At 67.4% G+C, this 15,928-nt stretch carries 22 protein-coding genes and 1 tRNA gene; 7 read left to right on the top strand and 16 right to left on the bottom strand.

Annotated features, from left to right (window positions below):
• Position 1 precedes the first annotated feature (1 nt).
• From ACWDOP_RS27100 to ACWDOP_RS27085, 4 genes are all read right to left on the bottom strand, one after another.
• Positions 2-454, bottom strand: coding sequence for a hypothetical protein (locus tag ACWDOP_RS27100; RefSeq protein WP_456347290.1), 453 nt, complete (start codon positions 452-454; stop codon positions 2-4).
• Positions 455-537: 83 nt separating this feature from the next.
• The gene (locus tag ACWDOP_RS27095; protein WP_456347289.1) at positions 538-1,251 is read right to left on the bottom strand and encodes a type 1 glutamine amidotransferase domain-containing protein; all 714 of its coding nucleotides are present in this window, start codon (positions 1,249-1,251) and stop codon (positions 538-540) included.
• A 40-nt stretch (positions 1,252-1,291) separates the two neighbouring features.
• Positions 1,292-2,209: an acetoacetate decarboxylase family protein gene (locus ACWDOP_RS27090; RefSeq protein ID WP_456347288.1), complete on the bottom strand. Its 918-nt coding sequence runs from the start codon at positions 2,207-2,209 to the stop codon at positions 1,292-1,294.
• Between the two features lie 73 nt (positions 2,210-2,282).
• On the bottom strand, positions 2,283-2,858 hold the full coding sequence (locus tag ACWDOP_RS27085) for a TetR/AcrR family transcriptional regulator (protein ID WP_456347287.1): 576 nt from the start codon (positions 2,856-2,858) through the stop codon (positions 2,283-2,285).
• 62 nt (positions 2,859-2,920) lie between these two features.
• On the opposite strand from ACWDOP_RS27085, the gene ACWDOP_RS27080 reads away from it, so the two are divergent.
• A complete protein-coding gene (locus tag ACWDOP_RS27080; RefSeq protein ID WP_456347286.1) occupies positions 2,921-4,204 on the top strand; it encodes an NADH:flavin oxidoreductase/NADH oxidase family protein in 1,284 nt (427 codons plus the stop codon).
• Positions 4,205-4,321: 117 nt separating this feature from the next.
• A complete protein-coding gene (locus tag ACWDOP_RS27075; RefSeq protein ID WP_454206519.1) occupies positions 4,322-5,560 on the top strand; it encodes a thiolase family protein in 1,239 nt (412 codons plus the stop codon).
• A gap of 102 nt (positions 5,561-5,662) precedes the next feature.
• Here the strand turns inward: ACWDOP_RS27075 and ACWDOP_RS27070 are convergent, their stop codons facing one another.
• Complete coding sequence (locus ACWDOP_RS27070; protein ID WP_454206517.1) at positions 5,663-6,064, bottom strand: DUF4259 domain-containing protein; 402 nt, start codon at positions 6,062-6,064, stop codon at positions 5,663-5,665.
• A 339-nt stretch (positions 6,065-6,403) separates the two neighbouring features.
• On the opposite strand from ACWDOP_RS27070, the gene ACWDOP_RS27065 reads away from it, so the two are divergent.
• Complete coding sequence (locus ACWDOP_RS27065) at positions 6,404-7,036, top strand: hypothetical protein (RefSeq protein WP_456347285.1); 633 nt, start codon at positions 6,404-6,406, stop codon at positions 7,034-7,036.
• Between the two features lie 106 nt (positions 7,037-7,142).
• Here the strand turns inward: ACWDOP_RS27065 and ACWDOP_RS27060 are convergent, their stop codons facing one another.
• The 6 genes from ACWDOP_RS27060 to ACWDOP_RS27035 form a co-directional block, all read right to left on the bottom strand.
• A complete protein-coding gene (locus ACWDOP_RS27060) occupies positions 7,143-7,505 on the bottom strand; it encodes a nuclear transport factor 2 family protein (protein WP_456347284.1) in 363 nt (120 codons plus the stop codon).
• A 76-nt stretch (positions 7,506-7,581) separates the two neighbouring features.
• Positions 7,582-8,355: a phosphotransferase gene (locus tag ACWDOP_RS27055; RefSeq protein ID WP_456347283.1), complete on the bottom strand. Its 774-nt coding sequence runs from the start codon at positions 8,353-8,355 to the stop codon at positions 7,582-7,584.
• A gap of 165 nt (positions 8,356-8,520) precedes the next feature.
• Entirely contained in the window at positions 8,521-9,216 is a 696-nt protein-coding gene (locus ACWDOP_RS27050) for a hypothetical protein (RefSeq protein WP_456347282.1), read from the bottom strand.
• A gap of 212 nt (positions 9,217-9,428) precedes the next feature.
• On the bottom strand, positions 9,429-9,683 hold the full coding sequence (locus ACWDOP_RS27045; protein WP_456347281.1) for a hypothetical protein: 255 nt from the start codon (positions 9,681-9,683) through the stop codon (positions 9,429-9,431).
• A gap of 291 nt (positions 9,684-9,974) precedes the next feature.
• Entirely contained in the window at positions 9,975-10,391 is a 417-nt protein-coding gene (locus tag ACWDOP_RS27040; RefSeq protein WP_456347280.1) for a YybH family protein, read from the bottom strand.
• A gap of 155 nt (positions 10,392-10,546) precedes the next feature.
• The gene (locus ACWDOP_RS27035; protein WP_456347279.1) at positions 10,547-10,990 is read right to left on the bottom strand and encodes a hypothetical protein; all 444 of its coding nucleotides are present in this window, start codon (positions 10,988-10,990) and stop codon (positions 10,547-10,549) included.
• Between the two features lie 683 nt (positions 10,991-11,673).
• Between ACWDOP_RS27035 and ACWDOP_RS27030 the strand changes: the two genes are divergently transcribed.
• The 3 genes from ACWDOP_RS27030 to ACWDOP_RS27020 all read left to right on the top strand — a co-directional run bounded on the left by ACWDOP_RS27030 (position 11,674) and on the right by ACWDOP_RS27020 (position 12,609).
• Positions 11,674-11,919: a hypothetical protein gene (locus ACWDOP_RS27030; RefSeq protein WP_456347278.1), complete on the top strand. Its 246-nt coding sequence runs from the start codon at positions 11,674-11,676 to the stop codon at positions 11,917-11,919.
• A 13-nt stretch (positions 11,920-11,932) separates the two neighbouring features.
• Positions 11,933-12,469, top strand: a complete 537-nt coding sequence (locus ACWDOP_RS27025) for a hypothetical protein (RefSeq protein WP_456347277.1) — start codon at positions 11,933-11,935, stop codon at positions 12,467-12,469.
• Positions 12,470-12,533: 64 nt separating this feature from the next.
• Positions 12,534-12,609: transfer RNA gene (locus ACWDOP_RS27020), tRNA-Glu, on the top strand.
• 61 nt (positions 12,610-12,670) lie between these two features.
• Here the strand turns inward: ACWDOP_RS27020 and ACWDOP_RS27015 are convergent.
• The 5 genes from ACWDOP_RS27015 to ACWDOP_RS26995 all read right to left on the bottom strand — a co-directional run bounded on the left by ACWDOP_RS27015 (position 12,671) and on the right by ACWDOP_RS26995 (position 15,311).
• The gene (locus tag ACWDOP_RS27015) at positions 12,671-13,132 is read right to left on the bottom strand and encodes a hypothetical protein (protein WP_456347276.1); all 462 of its coding nucleotides are present in this window, start codon (positions 13,130-13,132) and stop codon (positions 12,671-12,673) included.
• A 155-nt stretch (positions 13,133-13,287) separates the two neighbouring features.
• Positions 13,288-13,692: a hypothetical protein gene (locus tag ACWDOP_RS27010; RefSeq protein ID WP_456347275.1), complete on the bottom strand. Its 405-nt coding sequence runs from the start codon at positions 13,690-13,692 to the stop codon at positions 13,288-13,290.
• A 112-nt stretch (positions 13,693-13,804) separates the two neighbouring features.
• The gene (locus ACWDOP_RS27005; RefSeq protein ID WP_456347274.1) at positions 13,805-14,236 is read right to left on the bottom strand and encodes a DUF4189 domain-containing protein; all 432 of its coding nucleotides are present in this window, start codon (positions 14,234-14,236) and stop codon (positions 13,805-13,807) included.
• A 17-nt stretch (positions 14,237-14,253) separates the two neighbouring features.
• Positions 14,254-14,715, bottom strand: a complete 462-nt coding sequence (locus ACWDOP_RS27000) for a DUF4189 domain-containing protein (protein WP_456347273.1) — start codon at positions 14,713-14,715, stop codon at positions 14,254-14,256.
• 257 nt (positions 14,716-14,972) lie between these two features.
• Positions 14,973-15,311: a DUF1330 domain-containing protein gene (locus tag ACWDOP_RS26995; RefSeq protein WP_456347272.1), complete on the bottom strand. Its 339-nt coding sequence runs from the start codon at positions 15,309-15,311 to the stop codon at positions 14,973-14,975.
• Between the two features lie 237 nt (positions 15,312-15,548).
• Here ACWDOP_RS26995 and ACWDOP_RS26990 point away from each other — a divergent pair, with 237 nt between their 5' ends.
• A complete protein-coding gene (locus tag ACWDOP_RS26990) occupies positions 15,549-15,917 on the top strand; it encodes a VOC family protein (RefSeq protein WP_456347271.1) in 369 nt (122 codons plus the stop codon).
• Positions 15,918-15,928: the final 11 nt, after the last annotated feature.

Genomic DNA, 15,928 nt, shown 5'->3' with positions numbered 1-15,928 from the left:
CTCAGTGCGAGCGCCGAACCAGCCCGTCGAGACCGGAGATCCAGCGTGCGGTATCGGAGAGGATGAAGCCGTACTCGCCGTCGGCGGTCGACACCACCATATGCGTGGTCCCACCGTGCACGGCGCCGTTGAACGCCTTGGACTCCCGGACGCCGGTGATGGCGGCGACCGGGATCTCGATCAGTTTCGAGGTGGCGGTGCGAAAGACCAGGCGTCGGCCGGTCAGCCCGATGCGCCCGCTGTTCTTGACCTTGGGGGCGCCGGGCACGGTGGAGCCCCGATAGCTACCGCGCTCCATCGGCAGGATGACCGTCTCGGCGGCCATGCTCGTCGCCAGTTCCTGATCCAGCCGCGCGTTCTTCCCCCGGAAGTGGACGACGACGGGCACGATCCAGAGCAGCTGGACCAGGATGACAACCAGGACGATGCCGATCACCACGAGGGCGACGCTCACGGCGCTCTCCGTTCCTCGACGACGGCACCGGCGCACACCGCTGCCCGCGAGAATCGTATGCCCGATCGTTGCCGAAGGGGAGGTCAACGCCGCCGATCGCCCGGTTTTTCGGCGCCCAGCCGAGCCGCGACCGCGCGCGCCGTCCGCTTGGCCGAGCCCGGGTTCTGTCCGGTCACCAGAGTGCCGTCCACCACCGTGTAGGGAACGAACGGCAGCATGGCCTTCTCGTACAGTGCGCCACGCTTTTTCACCTCGGCCTCGGCGTTGTAGGGCACGAGCTTGTCCACGCGGGCCAGCACCTCCTCCTGCCACGCGAAGCCGGTGAGCTTGCGTCCGGCGACGAGGTGGGTGCCGTCGGACAGCACGGTGTTCAGCAGTCCGCAGTACCCGTGGCACACCGAGGCGACGATGCCGCCGTGCTCGAAGATCTCGCGGGTGATCCGCTGCAGCCCGGCGCTGTCGGGGAAGTCGTACATGACCGCGTGCCCGCCGGTGAAGAAGATGGCGTCGTAGTCCGCCGAGGCGATGTCCTCGGGCGCGGCGGTGTTGTCCAGCAACGCCATTCGCGCCGGATCGCCGTGCCAGGACTTCGCGGACCCGTCGTAGTTGGGGAACTTCAGCGACCGCGGTTCCAGCGGAACGCGACCGCCGGCCGGGCTGACCAGGGTCTGCTCGAATCCGTTCGCGGCGAACACCTCCCACGCGTGCGAGAGCTCGGACAGCCAGAGCCCGGTCGGATGGGACGGGTCGTCGTAATGCCCGACGTTGGTGACGACATTCAGAATGCGCGCGACCATGGTTCCTCCGGTGCTGTCGTAGGGACTGTGAACTCGAAAGTCATTGCGGTACCGCGGGTACGGACGTGGGGATCGGCATGTGCAGGGCGTTCTGCCCGGCTGTCATGACGTCGAGTCGAATGGTTCGCGACGGTCGCAGGGAACGGATGTCGTCGGATATCCGGCCGGTACCGAGCCGCAGCTCGACACCCCGCGGGAGCTGTGCGCTGCCGGTGGCCAGGACGTTGGTCTGGCTCAGCGTCGAATGCCAGGCGCCATCGATGGTCGTGTAGGAGGTCAGGCTCGAAATCCGTTCGCCCGAACCGGTTGTGACCTGGCGCGGGGTGCGCGCGGACAGGCTCACGTCGGTGTCGCCGTCCGCGTTCGCGACCCGGGCCAGCACGCGCGCGTCGTCGATGCCGACGTCGATACCGGTGACCCACTTAGGGAAGCCGTACCCGTCGTGACCGCGCACCCGGGCGATGTCGCTGCTGACGGGCAGCGACAGCACGTACGTGTGCAGGTGATCGTTCGCCAGACCCGTGATCAGGTCGAACAGGCCCGGGCCCCCGTGCCGCGCGGGCCGTACGCCGATCCCGACCGCGGCCTCGGTGTAGAAGTCGATGTCGCACACCTCGTACCGGAAGAACATGATCGACACGATCCCGATCCCGGGCGCGAGCTGCAGCGGGGACAGTTCCCGGGGCAGCCGCGCGCGGATCGCCCGCAGCGGCGCGAGCATCGTCAGGCGCGCGGTGGAGATCCGGTAGTAGAAGTTCGGCGTCCAGGTGGGCCCGATCGGTGAGTCGACCCGGGTTTTCGGCAGGCGCCGGAAGAAGTCGACGCCGGGAACTCGCGGATCCGTCGCGACGGCGTCGAGATCGGTGTTCATCCGAAAGCGGTCGTAGAGACCGCCTTTCGGGACCGCGATCGAGTGGCGGCCCAGTTCTACGACGACCTGCTGTGGTGCGGGTGCCATACCAACCCCTAATGTAGACAGCGCTTACATTGGACGAGGGTAGAAGTTGATGTGAGCACTGTCAACATGTCGGTTAAGTGTGCGCGGACAGGATCGCCGTGAACGAGGCGCGGATCTGCGCGGCGCGCGCGTCGGGGGAGTCCGCGGCCAGCTTGCCGTCCAGGTACAGGCAGGCCAGCCCGTGTGCGAGACCCCAGCCCGCCGCGGCCAGCGCCTCCCGATCGCCGTCGGGGAAGACCTGTCCCATGCCGAAGCGCAGCAGTTCGTGGATCTCCTCCGCGGCTCGGGCTCGGTCCTCGTCCGACCTGTCACAGGGGTTGCCGAACATCAGTCGGAACAGCGCGGGCCTGCGCAGCGCGAACTCGACGTAGGCGACCGCGAAGTCGCCGAGATCCGCCGGGGCCGTGGGCAACTCGCGTCCGGTGAGCAGATCCTCCCGTAGGTCGCGCAGGCCCTGGGCGGCCAATGCCGACTCGAGCGCGTCCCGGTCCGCGAAGTGGCGGTAGGGCGCGGTCGGGGAGACGCCCGCCTCGCGTGCGACCGCGCGCAGCGAGAACGGCTCACCGGCTTCGAGCATGCGCATCGCGGCGGTCAGGAGCGAGGCGCGCAGGTCGCCGTGATGGTAACCACCCTTCGCTGAAGTTGACACTGCTTACATTCCTTTCTAGCCTCATGTTAGCAATGTAAACATACCGTACGCAGGAGCCACCGATGTCAGTGACACCCCCTACCTCGGGCGAGCTCGACGAGGCCGTCCGCACCTCGCCGGTCTTCGACCCGTTCACCCTCCCGAACGGCGCCGTCATCCCCAACCGCCTCGTCAAAGCCGCCATGGAGGAGAACATGGCCGCGCCCGGGCAACTGCCCGGCGAGGCGCTGTTCCAGCTGTACCGCCGCTGGAGTCGGGGCGGTGCCGGGTTGATCATCACCGGCAACGTGATGGTGCACGCCGAGGCGCTCACCGGCCCGGGCGGTGTCGTCCTGGACGAGCGGTCGCCGCTGGAACCGTTCCGGCAGTGGGCGATCGCCGCCAAGAGCGGCGGTGCGCGGGTGTGGATGCAGATCAACCATCCGGGCCGTCAGGTTCGCGCGGACATGCCCGGCGTGGCCTGGGCGCCGTCGGCGATCCGGGTCGACATCGGCCGCAACAGCGGGCGTTTCGCCGAGCCGGTGGCGATGAGCGCGCAGCAGATCGAACAGACCGTCGGCCGATTCGCCGAGACGGCGCGCCGGGCCGAAGCCGCGGGGTTCGACGGCGTGGAAATCCATGCCGCCCACGGCTATCTGCTCTCGCAGTTCCTCTCGCCGCTGTCGAACCGGCGCACGGACGAGTGGGGCGGGACGCTGGAGAATCGGGCCAGGCTGCTGCTCGACATCGTGCGCGCGGTGCGGGCCGTCGTCGCGCCCGGCTTCGCCGTCGCGGTGAAACTGAACTCCGCCGATTTCCAGCGCGGCGGATTCGACGCCGGCGACGCCGCCGGGGTGATCGCGCTGCTCGCTCCGCTGGGCGTGGATGTGGTCGAACTGTCCGGCGGCAGTTACGAAGCCCCCGCCATGACCGGGCAGGCCGGTGACGAGCGGACCCGCGCGCGCGAGGCGTACTTCCTCGGACTCGCCGAAGACCTCGCGGTCTCGAGTCCGCTGCCGCTGATGCTGACCGGCGGGGTGGTGCGGCTGCCGGTGGCCGAGGAAATACGTTCCGGCGGAATCGATCTCGTCGGTATGGGCAGTGCGCTGGCGCTGGATCCCGAGCTGCCGAATCGGTGGCGGCACGACCCCGCGGCCGCGGTCGTGATCGCACCGGTGCGGATGCGGGACAAGGCCGTCGCGTCCGCGGCGAGCATGGCCCGGGTGCGACAGCAGCTGCGCAGGCTCGGCGCGGGGCGCGACCCGCGCCCGGGTATCCATCCCGGCTGGGCGCTGATCAGGGAGACCCTGCTCCAGCAGCGCGCGCTGCGCGGCTATCGGCGCTGGTTGCGCGGGCGGGCCGCGTAGGGCGAAAACCGCACGGGACGAAGTCTTTCGCCTGGAACAGCGCTCCGGCTGGCAAGATCGAAAACGCTGACTCGGCTCGTTCGATGCAGCTTCGAGGACACGATCGAAGGAGATGTCATGACGGAAGCGTTCGTGCTCGGTGGTGTCCGGACCCCGTTCGCTCGATACGGTGGTTCGCTGTCGCATATTCGGACCGACGACCTGCTGGGTATGACCATGAAGGGCGCGTGCGAGCGCGTCGGTGTCCCGCTGGATCAGATCGAGGACATCGTCGCGGGCTGTGTGAACCCCGCCCACGAGGGCATGGGTGACATCGCGCGGTGGGCGGCCCTGGCGGCCGGTTTCCCGGACACCGCCGCCGGCGCGACGATCAACCGGTTCTGCGCGTCGTCGCTGAGCGCGACGATCAATGTCGCGCACGCGATCAAGGCCGGGGACCTGGGGGTCGGGATCGCCTGCGGCGTCGAGTCGATGTCGCGCTCGGGCTACGCGTACATGAAGGGCGACGCCGCGTTCGCGCCCCGGGGTCCGCAGATCCTGCTCGACACGATGTGGGCGGGCGCGGGCGGTCCGGCGAATCCGGCGCTGCTGGGGCGCAACGCCTACATCGGCATGATCGAGACCGCGCAGAAGGTGGCCGACCGCTACGGGCTGACGCGCGAGGAGATCGACGCGTTCGCCCTGCGGACCCAGCGAAACGCGCTGGCGGCCAGGAACTCCGGGCGGCTGGCGAAGGAGATCATGCCGGTCGAGATCCCGGGCACGCGCAAGACGCCCGCCCGGTTGTTCGAGCACGACGAGTTCATCCGCGAGGACACCACGGCCGAACGGCTGGCCGCCCTGCCCCCGCAGCCGGGCACGACGCAGATGACCGCGGGCAACTCGACGCCGCTGACCGACGGCGCCAGCGCGCTGGTGCTGGCCTCGGGGGAGCGGGCCGCCGAGCTCGGGGTGGAGCCGCTGGCCCGGGTCGTGTCGTCCGCGGTGTACGGGATCGACCCGCAGTACATGGGCCTGGCGCCGGCGTGGGCGCTGCCGCTGGCGCTAGAGCGGGCCGGTCTCGCGCCCGAGCAGATCGACGTGTGGGAGGTGCACGAGGCGTTCAGCGCGCAGGCGCTCGGCGTGCTGCGCGAATTGCCCAATCAGCTGGGCGGTTTCACGATTCCCGACGAGAAGCTGACGCCCAACGGCGGGTCGGTGGCGATCGGCCATCCCTTCGGCGCGACCGGTGGCCGGTACGTGCTGACCCTGGCGACCGAGCTGCGCGAGCGCAACGCGCGGTACGGGGCGATCGGGGTGTGTGTCGGGTCCGGGCAGGGTGTGGCGCTCGTGCTGGAGAACCCGGCCGCCGCCTGAGGTTCGGGTTTGTCTTTCGGCTGCCGATACGCGCGGCCGCGCGCCGGGGAGAACGACTCGGAGTGACATGTGGCGCCGGGGCGGTTCGTACTCGCCCCGGCGCTACCCCGCGTACTCGGCTTCTTCCCGCTCCCGAGCGGTGGCGACGGCGATGGCGCGATCGAACGTCCCCGCGAGCGTGGCGCGCCGCGCGGTCTTGAATTCCTCGTCCGGCCCGAGCTCGTCGATGTACCCGTCCCACACCCGCAGGTACCGCTCCCGCCATTCACCCAGCGTGGCCGCCGCCGGGAATGTCGTTCCCACCCTTGCCGGTTCGGCCAGCTGCACCAGAATCTCGAGCCAGGCCGGGACCATGTCCCCGCCCCACTCGTCCGGCTCGAGAGGCGTGTCGTCCTCCGGGTCCTGGAATTGCTCACTGATGTTCCCGATGAGCAGGTCGGTGATTTCCCCGAGCCCGTCCGCGGCGGTGTCGCTGTCGAAGTTCCCCGGACCCCAGACTCCCATGCCAACCTCTTCGCTCGACCCGCGTGTTTTCGCGGGGAGCGTATCAAGGTGGGGTGCGGTGGGTTGTGCGTCGATGGGCGGGTTACCGGTTCAAGGCGCTCCGATGTTTTGCGCCGGCTGGTTCGGTCAACCGACGTGTGCCGCCGGCTCGCCTGAACTCTGTGCTGGTCGATGGCGAGTGTCAGCGCGTTGTTCGTCCAAAGTGGTTCGGGGCGGACATATTCGAGCGTTGTCGGAGCTTGTCGATAGGCTTCGCCGACCATCGAGTGGAGCGGGCAACGGCCGTGCTCGCCGGTATCTCCGGGGCGGTGGTATTCGGGCCGACAGGGTGGGGCATTGATGATCGAAACAGCGTCGTCGCGGAAGCGTGACGGGCACAAGTTGTTGCGATGGCGGCGTGGGCTGTTCGGTGCGGGAGCCGGACTTGTGGTCGCGGGGGTTGGAGTCGGTCTACTTCCTTTCCCCGACCTTTCGCCGTGCTGGTCGGCTCCCACGGGAAGCGCCTTCGAGAGATCGCTGCTGATTGTCGGGGCCGCGGTGGGCTCGGCCCTGGTGCTGTCCGTGATCGCGACCGAGGCGGATGCGCCGCGCCCGGGTCGAGCCGGTTCACCCGTCGGCCGGGTGCGGGGCGGGCTGGGATCGGTGGGAGTCGTGTGGCTGTTGTTCGGTGTACTCGTGTTGCAGCACAAGGGAATTGCGACGTTCACTCACCACCTCGACGTGAACCGGATTCCGCCGATGACCGAGGGGTTTGCGGTTCTGACGTTATGGGGTGCCACAGGCGCGCTCGGGGTAGGCGCAGTTATTCATACCGTCGCGGTGGTGCGAACCCGCCCGCACGTGGATTCGGCGCCCGCAGCGGGTGAGAATCGCGCACGGAGTGTGGTATTCGGCGCGGCGGTGGGCGTTGTTGTCACGGTGGCGCTGTGCGCGTACGTATGGAGCGTTCCAACGTTCTGCGTCGTCGACTGACACCTCGTCGACAGCATCGGGACCTCTGTCTCAGGCCATCAGCGCCCGAGTCGCGCTATTCCCGGGATCACCCAGGAGCGAATCGAATAGCGGCCGAAAGCGCTGATCACTCCACCGTCGAGGCGTGGGCGGCAACGACCCGCCATCCCCGCGAGGCGTCGTGTGCCCACGTGCGGGTGTAGCGCATCCGCGCCGCGAACGGCGCCCCCTGGACGCTCCCTTCCAGTACACCGAGGAACCACGTGACGCCGGTGGTGCCCTCGACGAGCACGGTCAGCTCCTCTTCCTCGACCTTGGTCAGCACCTGAGTTCGGGTGCGGTGCACCTCGAGGTCGTCGGCTTTGGTGAAAGTGTCTGCGCCGAAGGTGAAGATCAGCCGCTCGTCGAGCAACTCGTCCAGCGCCTGGACGTCCCCGCCCAACTGCGCCGCCTGCAGTCGCCGCTCGGCTTCCCGTAGCTCGGTCTCCATGGCTTCGACCCTGTCAGCTCGGCGCCGGTGCGGCATCCCGTTTCGCTGTTGGCGCAATGGCGTACCCGGCATGCTGTCACCACGCACGGTCGGTCTCGCGTCGGCTCGCCTGAGCCCTGAGCACGTCGATCTCGCGCCCCGGCGCCCCGGGATCGATGCCGTGCTCGATCAGCCATCGCACACCGCGCAGACTTCGCGCCGACCACCACGCCCGGATCACCTCGAGATCGACGCGGGTGCCGTACCCCGACAGGACATCCTCGAGGTGTTCCGGGTGACCGAGCGTCAGGGTGGCGATGTCGTATGCCGGATCCCCCTGCGCCGCCTCGGACCAGTCGATCACCCCGGTGATTTCGTCTCCATCGACGAACACGTGCTCGAGCTGCAGATCCCCGTGGATGAACGCCGGCGTGAACGACCGGATCGCGGCCTGGGCGATCTCGCGGTTGGCTGTGATTGTCTCGGCGGGAAGGACATCGTTCCGGACCAGCCACGCGCACTCGGCATCGAGTTCGGCTGCGAGGTGGTTCGGCGTGCGCGTGGGTCGCGGTGGCAGCGGTGCGTTGTGCAGTGTCCGAAGCGCCTCGCCCGCCGCAGCCCACGCGGCCGGTACTGCGGACGACGGCTCGCCGAGCCGGCCCAGCGCTGATCCTCGTAAGGCGGAGAGGGCGAGTACGGAGGGCTTGCGCCACAGGATATTCGGTGTCGGGATCGGTGCGGCCACCATTGCTGTGACCTCGGCGTCCAGTCGTGCCTGGTCACCGTCGATCTCGAGAAACACATCACCTACCCGCACGGTCACGCGCTGTTGATGGGCGACAACGATTTTCACCTCTTCCACACCGGCCATTGTTCCGGGATGCTCGCCCAGTGGGGTATCCGGCGTTGACTGCCGTCATGGATGCGCTGGCACACCCTGCAGGCGGCGATCTGCACGATCTGCTCGGCAACCCAACGCGCTCGGCACAGGAGTCATCGCCGCCGCGGTGCCGGCGGGAGAAGTTCTCGCGTGAGGTCAGGGGTTCGGCGGGGGCGGGCTGGTCGTCATGTTGGCGACGCCCTGGCCGATCGCCGCGCCGACGAGGGCACCGGTGACCGCACCGCCGCCCGCTCCCAGCGCACCCGCCAGCACGCACCCGCCCACGGCCCCGCCGATCGGTAGCGCGAGTAGCCCCGCACCCGTCTCGGGCGCCTCCGGCACGACCGTGAGGACCACGAACGGGGCCAAGGCGGCGGCCATGACCCCGCCCACGATCGCGCCGATCCCGGCGCCGATGAAGCATCCGGCCGCCGCGCCGGTGATGCCGCCCGCGACCGCGCCGATCGCGGCGCCCTCCCAGACCTGGGGCGGGGTCACGGGCTGTGCAGGGGTCGGGGGTGGAACCGCGGGGTCGTATTCCGCGCGGTCGGTGTCGAGAACCGGTGTGAGAGTTACCTTGTCGGCGTCGACGACGAGGTCGACGGGGAACCGGAAATCGTCCAGCCGGAAGTACCTCGGGATCGTGCGGACGAGTGCGCCGCTCGCGTCGGCGATGACCACGCTGTCCGGATTGACCTGGATGGTGCCGTCCTGGACGGTGATGACGCCCCTGCCGTCGGCAACCCGGGCGTCGACCCGGACTTCGGCGGGATCGTCTGCGCCGGCGGGAACCGCCGCCAGGCCCGCCGCGGCGGCCACGGCGAGTACTGCCACGCTCCGGCTGCTGTTCATGTCGCTCCTGTCCCTGAGCCGATGGCTGAAGGGTGGCGAATTTCAGGCATCGGCACGGTCATAACGCGGGTGTTCGCGTGTTCTGGAGGAACTCGAGTCCGATCACGGTGGTGGTTGGTTAGCCACCGAGTGATAGTAATTCCTTGGCAAACATCTGGATGTCACGAATTGGTGACATGGCCGGAGGGCTTTGTCCGAATGGGTGGATGTCCTCAGCGCGGTGGCGTGTTCGGGGTGTCCGAAGGCGGTGGGCTCGGCGGTGTTGTCGGGGTCAGGGGGATGCTGATGGGCACCTGTTTGATCTGCCAGATGGGTTCGTCGGTGGGTGGGGTCCACGTGGTGTTCACCATGACCGTGGCGATCCAGATGAGCACGTACAGCGCTCCGGCGGCCACGAGCAGTCGGCCGATCACGTTCCAGCGCAATCGGTATCGGCTGCGCCCTCCCTCCGGGGCGTCTTCGGCCACGTCGTACCTCCCTCGCCGCGCCTTCTCCGGCTGTATCGCGTTGCGGCGCTGATTATTACCGCTCGGCCGGAAATGGCAGTGGAGTGATCGATCGCGGGAAGGACGGCGCGAGGGGCCCGCGTAGCTACGCGGAGCCCTCCGGACCTCGGCCCGACTCGAACGGGCGACTGCCCTCTCCGAAACAGCGGACGCGCTCATCCGGCGGCCAATGCGCCTCAGGCGAGGTCGATGCGTACGCTAGCGCTCGATTCCCGCTGCGGGCAAAGCGATTTCGACGTGGTCGATAGGCAGTCACGCGATGTTGGTGTTGTGCAGCGCGCTGATCCACCACGCGCCCCCGCGCCGCACCGCGACAACCGTCCCGTGGTTGGCGAATACACGGTCGGGCGTGGAGGTCTCCTGCTTGAAATGCACCACCGCCGTGTCCTGGTCGAGCATCGCCACGCTCAGCACCCGGACCCGCGTGGTCCAACTCGCGACGACGTTGGCCAGCCGCGCGGTGTGATAAGCGAACAGCTCGTCCCACCCGCGAATGAGTGTCCCGTCGGGAACGATGACCACCGCGTCCCGCGCGAACGGCCGGTCGAGGACGTCGGCCCGCTTGCTGTTGAATCCGTCCTCCAAGTCCGCGATCAGCGAGTGCAGTTGCGCTCGGTCGTCGTCGCTGACGGAGGTGGTGAAGACTTCGGGGCGCTCGGTTGTGGTCATGCCGGGAACACTATGTGCGGCTGGTCGGGGGTGGCCTCGGTCGAATGACCGGGGTTGGGGGACACCAGCCTTCCCGACCCGGATGTCGAGGATCGCAGCGTGTCGGTGGCAGCGTCGCGCTGGGCGATGAGTAGCCACGAGGGGTCCGGCTGTCCTCAAAGCTGATACGGGTACAGACTGACGAATTCGGCTTCGACGCCGACCTCGACCCAGCTCCCGTCCACGCCGGCAGGAATCGGCGCGGCACTGTCGAACAGAATCGACGAGTCACCCACCCGAAGCTCGACGCCGCCGTCCTCACTCACCCGAAGCTGCCCGCGCATGATCACTCGATCACCCTCCCGCCGGAGTCCGGGCTCGGAAACAGTGGCTGGCACAGCGTTGCGGCCCCACTGAATCTCTTCGTCGACAGTCCACTCGACGCGGTGACATCCGTCCCGATCTCGCGGGTCACCGCACCAGCGCACGTCAACGACACCCAAGGGCGTGTGAGCCCGAACCGTCGTCTGTCCCTGCGAAATAACTTCCGTGCGCACCAGCATCAGGCAATCTTCTGCCATAGGCACCTGTTGGTAGGTTCGGGGCGCGGTGGTGCGCACAGCCCGATCCTGCGGTGCACCACACGCCTGTTCGGTTCACGCGGTACGCACCAGTTGCGGCCGTTCCCTGGCACGGAGGTGCCGGATGATTGCACTCCGTCGCCTGACGGGGTAGCGCCCCCTCGGTGGGGCGAATTATCGTGCACTATCGCAGTGGATTTGGCGGAAACCGGCACGGAAGAGCCGATAGTGCACGATAAATAGAGTCGCTCACAGCTCGGCGGTAGCGAATGCTTGGAGCGGCCCCGCCGCTCGAGCCGTCGTGTCAGCGAAAGCCGTCCTCGGCGAATGTGTACCCGCCACGCTCCGCGTGAGAGAGCACCTGCCGAGTAGCGAGAGCCGGGGCTTGTCGGAAGTATTGGCGGCATCCGCTGCGCGGAACCTCAGATCGAACGCATGCCCTTCGATGTGCCAGAGCGGAATGTCTTCCCGCCCTATCCGGCTCTGGAGATCGATGGCCTGCACCGGCTAATACCCGACGATGTACATCCCCTTGAAGTCGAGGTCTCCCTCGAGGTCCCAAACGTCGTCGAAGACGAGGGTCGCCGGGGCCATCCAGGAGGAGAAATACGTGGCCGGCGGGACCGGATGGACTCAGCGGAGACCCCGGCTTTATCGAGGTCTCAATGAGATGCGAGTCTCTCGAGCGTGCGATCGACCGCCTGAGGGCTAGAGTCGAATCCATGAAAGACCGGCCCGTGTTCGTCGCGGCCCTGATCGGGAGCTTTGTCGGCGTAGTGTTGTCGAGCCCGTTCGCTATGTACTTCGGCTTCGGTGTCCCGGTGCTCGCGACCGTCCTTGCCGGGGTCGGAATCCTTCTGGCAGGAGCCATTCTGTTCGGCGGCTTCTGCGCTGCCCTGGTGGGGGCCATCAGGGCCGATCGACGTAACGGCGGATATCGGTGCCGGGGGATGATCGTCCGAGGATGATCGGTACGTTGAGATGAGCCTGTCAGCCGATGCCGAGCTTCCGGACGGCGACCGCACGCGCGAGGAGCTGCTCGAGGAGGTTCTCGACTACCTCCGCAGCAAGATGTACGTCGACGGAATGCCGCTGGAGTGGACGAAGATCGACGGGTCCTACACCGTGGTTGGTCGATCGATGACGACACTCGAGATCGTCGTTGACACCGCGGATGGCCCGTTCACGTGCTGGCTGGACGAGGATCCCGACTTTCCGCCGGCGCTGCAACTCCTGCGCGCGAGCATGTCCGCGCCTGGCGCAGGCACCTGGTTCCGCTTGGACTTCCACATCCTGTCCACCGGGGAATTCACCACCCAGTTCGGCTATGGCAGGCCAGATGCATGGTGCTACAGCGAATTCGGCGTCGAAGAGGATCTGGAGATGTATCCACGCGATCGAGTGCCGCAGTGGATGCGGGATGATCTGGAAGCGGTTCGGCTTCTTCGCGAACAGGACTCGCCTGCTCCGGGCGGCAGGTTGAGGACGCTGTGGGGATCACTGACGAAGCTCTTCTGAACGCGCTCGAGTCGACGGAAGTCCCTTGCCACAATTGTTTTCGAGCTCTACGCTTGCCTGCGGTCGCGAAGTAGCTTAGTTGGTAGAGCACCATTCGCTCAGACGGGAGGGCGCGGGTTCGATTCCCGTCTTCGCGACCAAATCAGCGAGTGGGTATCGCGTCTTGTCATCGGCAGATGTGTACCCTCGGCCGGGCCCGGATCAGGGCCAGAGGACGCTGTCCTCTCGAACGAGGAGCGGCTGGGAGTCCAGGTCCTCGTACCAGCGGAGGCGGCCGATCTCGACGGAACCATCCGCGGCGGCCCGGCCGGAATCAACCTGGCGAGACAGCCAGATCAACAGACCTTCCAGTGCCTCGAAGTCGTCGGGATGAACCTCTTGCCGGGCTTCCAGACGCCAGCCGGTCGCGGTCCTCTCGAGGCTCGAGCCCAGCGCGCCGTCGATCTTCCACGCATCGCCGCTCTGGTCGAGAAGCGGTTGTGGTTCTGTACAGTCCAGCTCCCCGTCCTCGTCCTCCACAACGGTGACACAGCCTCGTGAGAGTCGAACCTCGTCTTCGGGCGCCGGCCCTTGGCCGATCTGCCAGCGCAACTCTGCGACGTCCATTGTCGACAGGTCGGCGTATAGGTCCAGGGAGAGCGCGAGCTCATAGATATCGGCCACCCGCACAACGTAGTACGGGTCAACGACAGGTTGTTCGGTCCGCACCGGGTGCCCGTTCAGCGGAAGAAGCAGCGATATCAGGTGGGCCGGACTGCCATCTGGACCCGTGCGCCCGCAACAGGCATCCACCCCCAGCCTCAGCCTCGGCGCTCCGATCAGGCTGCCATGCCTGCCAATTCGAGCGCGTAGGTATCGGTCGCATCGATCTCGGTCACCGCCTGCCGAGCGGCTGCGTCTTCCCCGCGCTCCCGGAGCAGCCGCACCAGGAGATACAGCGCCGATTTGTTTCCCTGTAGAGCGCGCTGCCGGAGATCGGTGTCGCGACCCTCCTCGTACAGAAACCGGTTCAACCTTCGTGCCGCATGAGGGTCGGACTTGCCGCGAGCGGCCAATTCGTCGAGATGTCCGGCACGCACGAGCAAGTCCAGATGCCACAGGTGGGCGTGGTGCAGGTCGGGGTTGGCGCTGAAGCACTCGGCAACGTCGCTGACCGCGGAGATCGCCGCATCCCAGTCGCCGCGGGCCTCCGCCGCACTGGCTGTCTCCCACCAGGTATTCACGGTGTCAGTATGGCGGGGTGGGCGCGGCCAGAGACACTGTGCCGCAGGAGCTTTCCTCCCCCGCCTGGCCGACTTGACCGGTCGCGCAGCAGATGTGGAAACCGGAGGCCGCCTACCTGGCGTTCGAGGTGCAGATGGCGTCCAGGACGAACAGCGGCTTCACCGTGTAGAACAGCGGCGGCTGGTTCAGATCCGGGCCGGCGAGCTTGCGTGCGTTCGCCTCGGCCTCGGCGACGGTCGCGCCGGTTCCCGAGGTATAGAACGGCTGGACCGCGACGAGGCTCCACGAATCGCGTTCCAGCACAACACCGCAATTGTTGTGGACCCGTACCTGTACGAAGCAGCGGCCCGCGCTCGTCCGAGCGCACGCGTCCACGGCGGCTTGGTCGGCCTCGTGCTGGGTCGGATAGTCGTAGGCCGTGCCAACCGTGAAGCTTCCCGTCGCGATCGCGCCATAGAGGTCGTCGGCGGCATGCGCGGGGGCGGCGCCGAGGAGCGGGCCGGCGGCTGCGGCGACCGTGGCCAGTGCGGTCTTTTTGAGCAATGACATAGGGTTTCGCCTCACCGAGCGTTCGACGTGCAGACGGTTTGCTTGAGGAACGGAGCTGTTGTCACCGTGCTGCCCCAGGCAGCCTGCATCGCGACGGCCCACGGTTGGATCGGCCACGGCGTTTGTGCCAGCGCCATCTGTTCCGCCTCGGCGGCCGTCGCGCCGGTGCCCCACCACAGGGTGGAAGACATCGGCACCAGACCCCACCAGCCGCGGTTGGGAAGTTCGACCGCCGCCGCGCAGCTGTTCTTGAGCTCGACTTTGATGATGCAGTACTTGCCGCAGGCGTCCATCGCGGCCTGATTCGCGGCGGCCTGCGTCGGATAGTCGACGGCGGGGAAGATCCGGCTGTAATCAGTGGCTATGGCGCCGTACTGATTTCCGGCCGCGTGTGCGGTCCCTGCTTCGGCGCACAGCAGCGTCGCACCGGAGGCGAGGACGACAGCCAGCCCGGACCTGCTCAACAATGACATGACTCAACCCCCGAGAATCCGCAACGATACCCGGGCATCATTGCGACGATCTTCCCGATTGTCCAGTCCAATCATGGTAGAGCGGTGTGCTTCTGAACGATTGGGCGACCAATCAGCAACGCTGGCAAGCAAACTCGTTGGTCAACGGGATGGGAGACGTAGGTAGGGCTCGAGGCGGAAGCCGATCGGCTCGACGGAGGGGGAGTGGTGCGGCGTGGACGACCGCCACGGAGCCGACCCTCCGACACTGCAGAACCTCAGGCTTCGGCGCGCAGTTTGGCGGCTCGCTCGCTCGGGTCGTAGCCGGGCCCCACGCCCTCGATCAGCAGCAGGTCGCCGTCGATATGGTCGGTGCGGAGGTGGGCGATCTCGCGGTAGGCGTGTGAGTGATACCAGGCCCGGGCGTGGGCCAGATCAGGGAACTCCAGCAGCACCATGCTGCCCGGCCAGTGGCCCTCCACCACTTCGGTGGGCGGACCGTGAATGACGAAGCGACCCTGGAACGGATCCAGGGTGGCCTGGATCCGTTCCAGGTACTCCAGGATCTGCGGATGCGGACGGCGGGCGCGCAGATGCGCGAAACCATAGGCGGACAAGGAAACTCCTTCGGCACAAGGACGACGCACCGCGCGGACGGGATCGGGCGCCCCCTCGACGGTAGGACGCGATGCCGGTTCATCCAATTACCTCGCGGGTAATGCCCGGGTCCCGGAGCGGGCCAGGATCCACGAGCTGCTGGAGGGTTGCCGACCGGTGTCGTGTTCTTACAATCGCCGGCGGCGTCGGCGTTGCAGACTGGGCTGACACGACGGTTGTTGCGGGAAGGAAGTCACATGTCAATTGCCACGCTGAAGATGGTCACCTTGGACAGCGCCGACGCACGGCGGGACGCGGAGTTCTGGGCGGCCGCGCTCGGCTGGGAGATTGCCCACGTGCAGGACGAGTACGCCATGCTCACCGGTCCGGACCACGCGCTGGGCTTCGGCACGGTCGCGGACTACGAGCCGCCCACCTGGCCGAACGAGAATGGAACCAAGCAGTTCCATCTGGATCTGGCGGTCGAAGACATCGACGTCGCGAGTAAGCAACTGGTCGAGTTGGGCGCCACCGTGCCGGATTTTCAACCGGGCGAAACCTGGCGGGTGCTGCTGGATCCGAGCGGCCACCCGTTCTGCCTCACTCTCGCCGGCAACTGGAGCTAGCCGTTCGGTTC

This window comes from Nocardia sp. NPDC003693 (assembly GCF_053981095.1).
This window is presented reverse-complemented; position numbering and strand designations above follow the sequence as displayed.